This window comes from Candidatus Oleimmundimicrobium sp. (genome assembly GCF_030651595.1).
Classification (GTDB): Bacteria; Actinomycetota; Aquicultoria; order UBA3085; family Oleimmundimicrobiaceae; genus JAUSCH01.
Window position 1 is genome coordinate 38,098 of record NZ_JAUSCH010000084.1, and the last position, 12,299, is coordinate 50,396.

The window sequence follows — 12,299 nt, forward strand, 5'->3', positions numbered from 1 at the left end:
ATGGCTTTTACGATAGCAGTTGCGGGCAAAGGCGGCACAGGAAAGACGACGATAAGTGCTTTGATAATTAAATATTTACTTGAAAAGAAAATGACTCCGATTTTAGCGGTGGACGCTGATGCTAATTCCAATTTGAATGAAGTTTTGGGTGTTAAAGTGATAAATTCCATCGGTGAGGTAAGGGAAGAGATAACTAAAAATGTTAACTCAATTCCAACCGGGATGTCTAAAGATGCTTATCTGGAACTAAAAATTCAAGAAATTTTAGTTGAGGCATCGGGATTTGATTTGTTGGCCATGGGCCGACCCGAAGGCCCTGGTTGCTACTGTTACGTAAATAATATTTTACGGCGATACATGGATATACTGGCGAAAAATTATAGTTACGTAGTTATGGATAATGAAGCCGGAATGGAGCATTTAAGCAGACGAACAACCTATGAAGTGGATCATCTTTTGTTGATTTCGGATACAAGCCCTCGAGCAATTCGGGCGGCGGCTAAAATTAGAGATTTAGTCAAAGAACTTGAGCTTAAAGTTGAAGAAACACATTTGATAATAAATCGTGTCCCTAAAGAGGGGCTGAGTCCCATTTTAAAGGAGGAGATAGATAAGTTGAACCTTAATCTTTTAGGAACTCTTCCATTAGATGAGCAGATTTTAGAGATGGATTTAAAGAAAAGGCCGATTTTGGAATTGCCCGGTGGTTCTTGTGCTTTTCGAGCAATTTCCGGGCTTATTGAGAAGCTTAATTTTTAAAACTGAAAGGGGAGCACTAAATGTCAGCAAAAATTATTGATGGTAAGGCCATCGCCGCCTCAATACGACAAGATATGGTAGACGAAGTAGCCCAATTGAAAAAGGAGGGTATTACGCCGGGGTTAGCTGTTGTCATTGTTGGAGATGATCCCGCTTCTAAGGTTTATGTTGGTCAAAAGGAAAAGGGTTGCGCCCAAGTTGGCATTTATTCAGAAAAATATGCTTTGCCGGCAGATACTTCTGAGGAAGAATTACTGGCTTTAGTTAGTAAATTAAACATAGATGACAAGATAAATGGAATATTAGTTCAGCTTCCATTACCCAAACAAATTGATGAAAAAAAGATTCTTTACGCCATTAGTCCGGTAAAAGATGTGGATGGTTTTCATCCGGAAAATATTGGGAAGCTGGTTATAGGAGAAGATGCTTTTCTTCCCTGTACTCCACACGGAATAATGGTCTTGCTTAAACACGCCGGAATAGATTTGAGGGGAAAAGAAGCGGTGGTTGTTGGGAGGAGCAACATTGTTGGAAAGCCGATTTCACTTATGTTGTTATCGAAAAGCGCGACAGTTACTATCTGTCATTCAAAGACAAAAGATTTGAGTTTTCATACTAAGAGGGCAGATGTGCTTGTGGCCGCAGTGGGCAAACCGGAGATGATAAAGGGCGAAATGGTTAAAGATGGGGTTATCGTTATAGATGTTGGGGTAAATCGATTAGAGAGCGGAAAGCTTGTTGGTGATGTGGAGTTTGAAAGTGTGAGCAAAAAAGCTTTAGTCATTACTCCGGTTCCGGGTGGAGTTGGACCAATGACGATAACGATGCTTTTAAAGAACACAATTAAAGCAGCGAAAATGCAGGCATAAAGCTGTAGAAAAATTTAAAAAATTTAATTTTGAATTTTGAAAGGAGATATAAGATGGTATTTCAAGCACCGGTAGATACGTATCAAGGGAAGGTTCGTGAAGTTACTGTGGGCAAGGAAGGCAGTCAGGTAGTGGTTGGTGGAGAGACCACGCTCCCATTTTATTTTTTTGAGGGAGAGATGCCAAGACGGCCGGTTATAGCCATGGAGATTTATGACGCGGCTCCAAATAATTGGCCAAGTGCTGTCGTTGAGCCATTTAAAGATGTATTAAATGACCCCATTGCTTGGGCCAAAAAGTGTCAGGATGAGTATGGGGCGGATATGATTTGTTTACGACTTGTTAGCACTGACCCAAATGGTGAAAATCGAGATCCTGCAAATGCCGCAGAAACCGTTAAAGCTATCTTGGGAGCGATTTCCATTCCTTTATGTGTTTATGGAAGTGGTAATGCTGAGAAAGACGGAGAGGTTTTAAAGAAAGTTGCTGAGGTTGCTGAGGGGAACAGAGTAATACTTGGTCCTTCACAAGAAGATAACTACAAATCGATAACGGCTGCGGCTATTGGTTATAAGCATAATGTTTCAGGACTTTCTCCAATAGATGTGAATATGGCCAAGCAATTAAATATATTGATGACCCAACTAGGTTTAGACGCGGGCAGATTAGTGATGGACCCAAGCGGCGCGGCTTTGGGCTACGGGCTGGAGTATGTCTACTCGATTACTGAGAGATTGAGACTTGCAGCTTTACAACAAAATGATGGAATGACCCAAATGCCGACATTATGTGATTTTGGCAGAGAAGTTTGGAAGGCCAAGGAAGCAAAAACGGAAGATGAGCCAAGCTGGGGAGACCCGGAAAAGAGAGGGATTCTCTGGGAGTTTATGACAGCAGCCAGTATGTTGATTGCCGGAGGAGACATCTTGATTATGAGGCACCCCGAAGCGGTTAAATTAACAAAGAAATTCATTGATGAATTGATGAGCTAACTGGAGGAATATAATGTCTAATTGCGTTTGCGGGGCCAAAAAAGAAGAGAAAAAAATTCAAGTAAACGTAAATGACGTTCGTAAATTATTGAAAAAATATGAAGAGAAAAAGGGAGTGCTTGTGCATGCCCTTCAAGACGTTCAAAAAGAATTTGGTTTTTTGCCTGAGGAAGCGCTCAAAGTCATTGCTGAAGTAATGGACTTATCTTTGGCTCACGTTTATGGAGTTGCCTCGTTTTACGCGCATTTTTATTTTACTCCGCGAGGCAAAAATATAATTAAAGTTTGCACGGGCACGGCCTGTCATGTTCGCGGTTCGAAGGTGATTCTTGAGGGATTAGAAGAAGAACTTGGCATAAAAGCTGGCGAGACGACCGATGACTTTGAGTTCACGCTTGAAACAGTAAGTTGTGTGGGCTGTTGCGCGCTTGCTCCCGTTGTGGTGGTAAATGAAGAAGTTTCAAGAGAGAAAAATTCGAAGAAGATAATCGCAATTCTTAAAAATAAAAAGGAAGAGAATGATGAGTAAGTTTAAAAGCTCTAAAGAGCTAAGTGTTTTGCGAAAAAAAATATGTGACGAAAGAGCAAAACAAAAAAAGACAATAGTTCGAGTTTGCAACGGGACTGGTTGTCGTGCTTCTGGCGCGCAGAAGGTTGTTGAAGCTTTTAAAAAAGAGGCTACCAAGCAAGGCGTTGATTTTGAGATAAGGCCAACGGGCTGCCAGGGTTTATGTGAAAAAGGCCCTCTTGTAATTGTAGAGCCCTTAGATGTTTTTTATCAAAAGGTTGATCCGTTTGATGCGGCAAAGATAATTGATCTTACTATAAATCGCGGCAAAGTTATTGATCGGCTGCAAGTGGTTGATCCTGTTACGGGAGAGCTTGCTGTTAAAGAAGAGGAAATTTCCTTCTATGGCAAACAGCAACGCGTAGTTTTAAGAAATTGTGGCCACATTGATCCCACTAACATAGAGGATTATATAGCAATTGGGGGCTATGAGGCGTTGGTGAAAATTTTAAATGATATGACGCCGGAAGAAGTGATAGAAGAGGTTAAGAAATCTAATTTAAGAGGTCGAGGTGGGGCAGGTTTTCCTACGGGAAGAAAGTGGGAAGGCGGTCGAAGAACAAAGAGTGACGTGAAATATATTGTTTGCAATGGTGACGAAGGGGACCCGGGAGCCTTTATGGATAGAAGTGTTTTAGAGGGTGACCCCCACTCTGTTATTGAAGGCATGATAATAGGGGCTTATGCTCTGGGCAATTGTAAAGAGGGATTTATATATGTAAGACAAGAATACCCTTTGGCGGTCGAGAACTTAACAGTGGCGATTAATCAAGCGAGGGAGCTTGGTCTTTTGGGCGAGAATATACTTGGGAGCGGTTTTGATTTTGATTTGGAAATAAAACGTGGAGCAGGAGCTTTTATTTGTGGAGAGTCGACAGCACTTATGTTTTCTATTGAGGGCAAAAGAGGGATGCCTCGAACTACTCCTCCTCGTTCTGTGGGAAAAGGACTATGGGATAAGCCCACAGTGTTAAATAATGTTGAAACCTTCGCTAATATTCCTCCAATAATAATTAAGGGAGCAGACTGGTTTCCCTCTATAGGCACAAAGGGCTCTCCGGGAACCAAAATATTTGCTCTGACCGGAAAAGTGAAAAACACTGGTCTTATTGAGGTTCCTATGGGAATAACTATTCGGGAAATTGTCTATGATATAGGTGGCGGTATTTTAGGCGACAAAGAGTTTAAAGCTGTTCAGACAGGAGGACCGAGTGGCGGTTGTCTTCCAAAAGAATATCTGGATTTACCCGTTGATTTTGATTCATTAACAGAAGTTGGAGCCATGATGGGCTCCGGCGGGCTTGTTGTGATGGATGAGTCCAATTGCATGGTGGAAATTGCAAGGTATTTTCTCTCTTTTACTCAGGTGGAATCTTGCGGGAAGTGCCCGCCTTGCAGAATTGGAACATATGAGATGCTTGAGATTTTAAACAGAATCGTTGAAGGGAAAGGCGAAGAGGGTGACATAGAGCGTTTGGAAAGCATCGGCAAACATATTCAGAAAACTGCTCTATGTGGTCTAGGTAAGAGCGCGCCCAATCCTGTGCTTTCAACCATTAAATATTTTAGGGATGAGTATGAAGCCCACATAAGGGATAAATATTGTCCGGCTGGGCAATGTACAGCACTTGGCCATTATCAAATAAACGAGGAGGATTGTCTCCTTTGCGGTCTATGTAAAGAGGTGTGTGCTTATGACGCGATTACAGAAGAGCGAAACAGGTTCTATATCGATTTATCATACTGTCAAAAGTGCGGAGCTTGTATAGGGGTTTGTCCGACCGGTTGTGTTGTGAGACAGTTTGAACGAAAATCCACTCCTACTGGTAAGCAGGAGGTGGCTACATGAGCAGTGATGGTTGCCCGGTCTTGATAGTACTTGAATTTCTAAAGGGATTTGCCCGAGATAAGATGTGTGGCAAGTGTCTGCCCTGCATGTTTGGAACAGCGCAGATGGTCGATGTTTTAGAGAGGATTACAAATGGAAAAGGAGAAGAAGAAGATATGGCTCTGCTTGATGAAATATCTTCTTCTATCGTGGATACTGCTCGATGCAAACTGGGTAAGGACGCGGCTACTTTTGTAAAGGACTCATTGTCCGCATCTAAAAGTGAGTATGAAGAGCATATAAAGGACAAGTATTGCGCTCATAAATCTTGTGAGATTATTGTGAACTACCAGATAAACCCAGAGAAGTGTACGATGTGTGGAGCTTGCAAAGAGGTTTGCTCCAAAGATGCAATCATCGGTGAGAAGATGGTTTCTTATCTTTCGGACAACAAACCTTATTATATTAAAAATAAAAAGTGCACCAAATGTGACGAGTGTTTGGCCGTATGTGAAGCCGGTGCTATAGAAATTGTTTAACTAAAGGAGGAGAAAAATTGAGTGAGCAAGTCACTGTAACGATAAATGGAAAAGAAGTAAAGGTTCCCGAAGGAGTTTTCATCATTCAGGCGGCCAAGATGGCGGGGATAGATATACCCCATCTCTGTTATTGTGAATGCCTGCCCAGCACGGGGTCGTGCAGAGTTTGTTTGGTTGAAGTTGAGGGGATAAAGGGGTTGGTTGCCTCATGTGCTCGAAAAGTTAAGGATGGAATGGTGATTGCCACTGATACAGAAAAGATCCGGGAAGCCAGACGTTTTGTTCTTGAATTAATACTTTCAAATCATCCCGGCGATTGCATGAGTTGCGATAAAAACGGTGCTTGTGAGCTTCAGAAATACGCATACGAGCTTGGCATTGAGAAAACAAGTTTCTTGATGAAAGATCCCGGTTACGAGATAGATAAAAGCAATCCTTTTATAGAGAGGAATTACAATCTCTGTATTTTGTGCGGACGGTGTGTGGGAATCTGCAAAACGCAGGGGGCAGATATCATAGATTTTATAAAGCGAGGCATGATTACCAAGGTGGCAACCCCGTTGGATAAGCCCTTGCAGGAATCGGGCTGTGATTTTTGTGGAAGCTGTCTCGCGGTTTGTCCTGTTGGCGCGTTACTCGAGGTCGACAGGCGTTTTCGTGGGCGAGAATGGGAAATGAAAGAGACAAGAACAGTCTGCTCTTATTGTGGCTGTGGTTGTGACCTTGTATTTGGCATCGTGGATGGGCAGATTATGAGAGCAACCGGCGAGGGCCTGGGAGATTTTCTCTGCGCGAGAGGCAGATTTGGATGGGATTTTGTAGAAAGCCCTAAGCGAATTACAAAACCTTTGATTAAAAAAGACGGGGTTTTAACCGAAAGCACCTACGAAGAGGCCTTTGGGTTTGTAGCAGAACGTCTTCTTGATATAAAGAAAGCCCATGGGGCAGATAGCGTTGGCGGCTTTATCGGCGCGGGGAACACAAACGAGGTTGCTTACTTATTCCAAAAGTTTTTAAGGGCCGGTATCGGGACGAACAACATCGATAGCTCCGCCAGACTTCTCGGTTTCCCCGCCTTAGTTGATTTATATGAAGCGTTGGGAGACGGAGCTGTTGTCTCAATGAAAGATGTTGAGGAAGCCGATGCTCTCTTGCTCGTAAACGCGGATGTTACGGTGGCCTATCCTCGTGTGGGTGTAGCCGTAAAGAGAGCGCTTTCAAGCGGAGCGAAGTTGGTAACCATAGATGCCAGAAGAACGAAAATTTCCGAGAAAGCCGATATATATATTCAGTCAAAGGTCGGCTCCGACGAGTTTGTCTTAAGTGGGCTTTTGAAAGAGTTACTTGACGGTAAAATTTACGATGAAGAATTCGCCAAGAAGTGCGAGAAATTTGAAGACTTAAAGAAATCTCTTGGCAAATTGAAGATGGAAACGGTAGAAAGAGAGTCGGGAATTTCTAAAGATGTTTTGAAGGAAGCCGCAAAACTTTATAGCGAAGGGAAGAAGGCGGTCATAATCTTTGGGGCCGAAACGGCAAGCCCTCAAACCATGGAATTGATTGCCGATATCTCACTTCTAACAGGTAGAACTAGAGCGAGCGTTCTCCCGTGCCTCCTCTCTTCTAATCTGCGAGGCACGGTTTACATGGGAGCTTTGGCCGAATTTTATCCGGGTGTAAGAAAAATAGATGAAGCCAGGAACGATTTTGAGAAGACTTGGGGAGTTAAACTTCCTAAAAAGGCCGGGCTTTCTATTAAGGAAATGTTAGACGGAATGGGCTCATCTATTCTTGGGATGTATATAGTTGGAGCGGATCCGGTTACTCAATTTCCTAACTCTTCCAGTGTGGCCAAGTCGCTCTCATCCTTAGACTTCCTGGTGGTCCAAGATACTTTTTTGACGGAAACCGCAAAGTTGGCCGATGTTGTGTTGCCAGGGATAACTTTAGCCGAGAGCAATGGAACCATTGTTAATATGGAATATCGAACGAAAGAGGTTAGGGCAGTTATTGAACCTTTGGCCGAAACTGATTGGAAGACGGTAACCGCTTTGTCTAAAAGAATGAATTATACTATGGGCTACTCTTCTGAAAAGGAGATTGCCAAAGAAATAAAGTCTCTGGTTTTCGTTCCAAAGAAAATCGAAAGAGATACATATAGCTTTATCTTAGTGGAACCCAAGGTTTCTGGTGAAGAGCCCGATAAAAAATATCCTTATACTTTAATTGTTGGAGAAACAACATTTGGGTTTTATGATGGAGTTAGAACAAAAATTTCCAAACTATCTGAACTTGAGCCAAATATGGGAGATTATGTTATTTTTAACTCAGACGATGCTGCGTTTTTGGGGCTTGAGGATGGTTGCAAGGTCACGGTTAAATCGAGACGGGGCAAGGTTACAACCTCGGCAAGGATACTTGATTTCTTACCCAAGGGGATGTTTTTTATGCCTAGTTGTCACCATAAACAAGGCGTTCTAGCGAGCGATAGCATAGATTTAAAATTAAAGAGCCCGCAAGATCAGTTAATTGCTGTAAGTGTTTCAAAAGAAGGAGTCGCCAAATGAAAAAGCAAAGCAAAAACGAAGAAAGCAAGTTTTACCCTGCGGCAAGCACGCAAACCAGCTGCACGGCAAGCGCCAAAATGATAGATAAAGCTAAAAAGGACGGAGTAGAGACCGCTTTTGAAAGGGTTGCTTCTCTTAAGTCATGTTCATTTGGGGCGGGTGGGACGTGTTGCAGAATATGCTCAATGGGCCCTTGTAGAGTGACCGAGACGAGAACCGGAGTTTGTGGGGCCACCGCTTCTACGGTTGCGGCCAGAAATTTTGCTCGAATGATAGCCGCCGGCGCGGCCGCGCACTCAGATCATGCCAGAGAGGTTATTTTCACTTTTATTGCTGCGGCGAAGGGTGAAGCGCCCGGTTATGAGATAAAAAATGAGACGAAGTTGCATGCTTTGGCTAAAATTTTTGATATCAATATAGAGGGTAAGGATAAAAACCGGATAGCTTTGGAGTTGGGCGAGAAAGCTCTTGCTGAGATGGGGAAACAGCAAGGTGAGATAACTCTTGTAAAGCAGGCTCCGAAGAAAAGGCAGGAGCGTTGGAGAAAAGAAGGCATATCTCCTCGCGGGGTGGACCGCGAGATAGTGGAAACAATGCATCGAACTCACATGGGGGTCGATCAAGATTATAAAAACATCTTGCTTCATGGTTGCCGAACTTCTTTGGCCGATGGTTGGGGTGGCTCTATGATAGCAACAGAATTACAGGATGTCCTCTTTGGCACCCCTGTTCCAGTCAGGTCAAAGGTAAATTTAGGAGTCCTTAAAGAGAATCAAGTTAACGTAATAATTCACGGTCATGAGCCGTTGCTTTCTGAGATGATTGTCACGGCGGCAAGGGACCCTGAGCTGATTGAGGAGGCCAAAAAGGCGGGCGCTAAGGGCATAAATATTGCCGGCATATGTTGTACGGCAAATGAGCTTTTGATGCGCAAAGGTGTTCCGGTAGCCGGTAACTTTCTCCAACAAGAGCTGGCTATCTGTACCGGCGCAGTCGATGCCATGGTTGTTGATGTTCAATGTATCATGCAGTCGTTACCCACCGTGGCTAAATGTTATCACACTGAGGTAATTACTACTTCGGCGAAGGGAAAAATTTTGGGTGCCACCCATATGGAATTTGATCATCACAAAGCGCCGGAGGTAGCAAAAGATATCGTCAGGCGGGCAATTAAAAATTATCCCAAGAGAGGCAAGGTTGATATTCCCAAGGAAGAGATCGAGCTCATTGCGGGTTTTTCTCACGAGACCATAAAGTATTTGCTTGGCGGGCGGTTCCGCGCCTCTTATGGTCCGTTAAACGATAATATAATCAACGGCAGGATAAAAGGGGTTGTGGGTGTCGTGGGATGCAACAACCCTCGGGTTAAACACGATTATGTACATACCACGGTGGTTAAAGAGCTCATCGCAAACAACGTGCTCGTTCTGGTTACCGGGTGCGCCGCGATAAGCTGCGCGAAAGAAGGACTGCTCATTCCCGAAGCCGCTGAGCTTGCGGGCGCCGGTTTGCGGGAGGTTTGCGAGGCAGTAGGTATTCCTCCCGTGCTTCATTGCGGTTCATGCGTGGACAACAGCCGAATTCTCATGGCCGCTTCGGAAATAGTTAAAGAGGGCGGTCTCGGCGAAGACTTAGATGAAATTCCGGCCGCGGGTTGCGCCCCCGAGTGGATGAGTGAGAAAGCCGTAGCCATCGGCCAGTATTTTGTTTCAAGTGGAGTTCCGGTTGGTTTTGGTGTTTCTTTTCCGACGACCAATAGCGAGGTGTTATCCAATTATCTTTTTAAAGAGATTGAGGAGACAACGGGCGGCAAGTGGTTTTACGAGCCCGATCCCGTTGAGATGGCTAAGATATTAATTAAAAATATAGATAAAAAGAGAAAAGCTTTGGGGATAGATCGTGAGAAAGAGAGGGTGCTTTACGATATGGAAATGAGGAGGGATCTGGAAATTGTCTAAGATTATCGCTTCGGCTGCCATAAGGGGCGCCCACAAGATAGCCAAGAGGGCGGAAGAAAATCTTAAGGGAGCTTTAGAGAAATATGGACCCGACAAAAAGGTGGAGTTTCCAAACACGGGGTATTATCTGCCCGTGATTTATGGAATTACCGGGATGGCGGTTTCCACCCTTGGAGACATGGAGAAGGTTTTGGCATATTCCAAAAGCTTGCTTCCGCCTGTTCCGTCAGAGAAAGTCTGGCTACCGTATCTGGCTCCCGCTTTGGATGCGGGAATGGCGACACTTTTTATGGATGAAATTATTGAGGCAATTAAGTATGTGGAGTCTCCTCCTTATACTGTGTCATCTAAACCAACGGATAGCAATCTTTGGTTGGGTGCGGCCGATGATGTGATAATGAGAGAAAGAGGAGTTGAATTTGTTGATGGTTCAGCACCGGGTTTTGCCGCGTGTGTTGGAGCAGCACCTACAAATGAAATAGCGGTAAAAATAGCACGAGAACTTCAAGAAAAAAATATCTATGTCTTTATGTCAGCTTCAACTGATGGAAAAAACATGGCTGAGCAACTTAAAGAAGAAGGCGTTCAGATGGGATGGGAAACCCGTCTGGTTCCCTTTGGTAAAGATGTTACCGCGACCGTCTTTTCCGCGGGGTTTGCAACTCGCGCCGCGCTTTCTTTTGGCGGAGTTAAACCCGGAGATTTTAGGAAAGTGTTACTCTACAACAAAAATAGGATTTTTGCCTTTGTTCTGGCTTTAGGAGAGGTCGATGATGAAAAATATGCTCAAGCGGTGGGAGCTGTAAATTTTGGTTTTCCAACTATTGCTGATACTAATATTCCTCAAATTCTCCCAACAGGAGTTTGTACTTACGAGCATGTTGTGTCAAATGTTCCCCACGATAAATTAGTAGAAAGAGCAATTGAAGTAAGAGGGCTTAAGGTTCAGGTTACCAAGATTGATATTCCCGTTTCTTTTGGCTCTGCTTTTGAGGGAGAAAGAATTAGAGGGGAAGATACCTACGTAGAATTTGGTGGAACAAAGACACGTGCCTTTGAATTCTTGAGGATGAAAGAGATGGATGAGGTGGAAAATGGCAAAATCGAGGTAGTTGGCAAAGATATAGACGAAATCAAGGAGGGCGAACGGCTTCCTCTTAGTATAGTAATAGATGTTGCTGGTAGAAAAATGCAGGAAGATTTCGAATCAGTTTTAGAAAGACAAGTTCACCATATGATTAATGGTGCTGAAGGTATATTTCATATGGGGCAGCGCGATATCATCTGGGTAAGGGTTAGTAAGAAAGCTAAAAATGTTGGCTTTAAATTTCATCATTTTGGGAAGATACTTATCGCGAAGCTTGCCGCGGATTACCCCGCAATTGTGGATAAGGCTCAAGTTACAATCTACACCGATCTTGAAAAGGTTGACCAGATGTTGGAGGAAGCTCGAAAAGCATACCATCACAGGGATGAAAGGGTGCGGGGGATGACCGATGAGAGCGTTGATACTTTTTATTCCTGTACCTTATGTCAGAGTTTTGCTCCAAACCACGTCTGCATAATTACTCCCGAGAGATTAGGGCTTTGTGGGGCGTATAACTGGCTTGATGGCAAGGCAGCCTATGAGATTAATCCGACGGGGCCTAACCAGCCGGTTAAAAAAGGTGAAACGATAGATGCAGTTAAAGGTCAATGGAAAAATGTCAATGAGTTTGTCTTTACGAAATCTAATCAGTCTCTTGAGCATTTCAACGCCTATTCTATGATGGAGGATCCAATGACTTCGTGTGGTTGTTTCGAGTGCGTGGTGGCGGTTCTCCCAACGACTAACGGGATCATGATAGTAAATAGGGAGTTTCCCGGAATGACGCCCTGCGGAATGAAATTTTCAACCTTAGCTGGGACCGTAGGTGGTGGTGTCCAGCTTCCCGGGTTTATCGGGATAGGCCGTCAATATATAATGAGCAAGAAATTTATTTCTGCCGATGGGGGTTTAAAGAGGATTGTCTGGATGCCTAAGGAGTTGAAGGATACTCTTCGTTCGGAATTTCAAAAACGTGCAGAAGAAGAAGGTGACCCTAATTTCATCGATAAGATTGCCGATGAAACAGTGGGAACTACTGAGGAAGAAGTTCTGGCGCATATGCAGAAAGTTGGACATCCGGCCTTAGAGATGTCCCCAATGTTCTAATCAGCCCCCAGCATCCAGCCACCAG

The 12,299-nt window shown here is 43.9% G+C and carries 9 protein-coding genes; all 9 read left to right on the top strand.

The window, feature by feature from the left end:
* From Q7U95_RS05070 to acsB, 9 genes are read left to right on the top strand one after another with little or no spacing between them, the layout of a single operon-like run.
* A complete protein-coding gene (locus Q7U95_RS05070) occupies nucleotides 1–759 on the top strand; it encodes an AAA family ATPase (RefSeq protein WP_308752422.1) in 759 nt (252 codons plus the stop codon).
* Between the two features lie 20 nt (nucleotides 760–779).
* Nucleotides 780–1,628 (top strand): bifunctional methylenetetrahydrofolate dehydrogenase/methenyltetrahydrofolate cyclohydrolase FolD, encoded by an 849-nt coding sequence (gene folD / locus Q7U95_RS05075; protein ID WP_308752424.1) that lies wholly within the window; start codon nucleotides 780–782, stop codon nucleotides 1,626–1,628.
* 53 nt (nucleotides 1,629–1,681) lie between these two features.
* Nucleotides 1,682–2,620 (top strand): CO dehydrogenase/acetyl-CoA synthase subunit delta, encoded by a 939-nt coding sequence (gene cdhD / locus Q7U95_RS05080; RefSeq protein WP_308752426.1) that lies wholly within the window; start codon nucleotides 1,682–1,684, stop codon nucleotides 2,618–2,620.
* A gap of 13 nt (nucleotides 2,621–2,633) precedes the next feature.
* Nucleotides 2,634–3,149, top strand: coding sequence for an NADH-quinone oxidoreductase subunit NuoE (nuoE, locus tag Q7U95_RS05085; protein ID WP_308752428.1), 516 nt, complete (start codon nucleotides 2,634–2,636; stop codon nucleotides 3,147–3,149).
* Entirely contained in the window at nucleotides 3,142–5,037 is a 1,896-nt protein-coding gene (locus Q7U95_RS05090) for an NADH-quinone oxidoreductase subunit NuoF (protein ID WP_308752430.1), read from the top strand. The genes nuoE and Q7U95_RS05090 overlap by 8 nt, the downstream gene beginning before the upstream one ends.
* Nucleotides 5,034–5,555: an NADH-ubiquinone oxidoreductase-F iron-sulfur binding region domain-containing protein gene (locus Q7U95_RS05095; protein ID WP_308752432.1), complete on the top strand. Its 522-nt coding sequence runs from the start codon at nucleotides 5,034–5,036 to the stop codon at nucleotides 5,553–5,555. The genes Q7U95_RS05090 and Q7U95_RS05095 overlap by 4 nt, the downstream gene beginning before the upstream one ends.
* Before the next feature lie 17 nt (nucleotides 5,556–5,572).
* Nucleotides 5,573–8,122: a molybdopterin-dependent oxidoreductase gene (locus Q7U95_RS05100; RefSeq protein WP_308752434.1), complete on the top strand. Its 2,550-nt coding sequence runs from the start codon at nucleotides 5,573–5,575 to the stop codon at nucleotides 8,120–8,122.
* Complete coding sequence (gene cooS / locus Q7U95_RS05105; protein ID WP_308752436.1) at nucleotides 8,119–10,080, top strand: anaerobic carbon-monoxide dehydrogenase catalytic subunit; 1,962 nt, start codon at nucleotides 8,119–8,121, stop codon at nucleotides 10,078–10,080. Before Q7U95_RS05100 ends, cooS begins: the two co-directional genes overlap by 4 nt.
* Complete coding sequence (acsB, locus tag Q7U95_RS05110) at nucleotides 10,073–12,274, top strand: acetyl-CoA decarbonylase/synthase complex subunit alpha/beta (RefSeq protein ID WP_308752438.1); 2,202 nt, start codon at nucleotides 10,073–10,075, stop codon at nucleotides 12,272–12,274. Before cooS ends, acsB begins: the two co-directional genes overlap by 8 nt.
* Nucleotides 12,275–12,299: the final 25 nt, after the last annotated feature.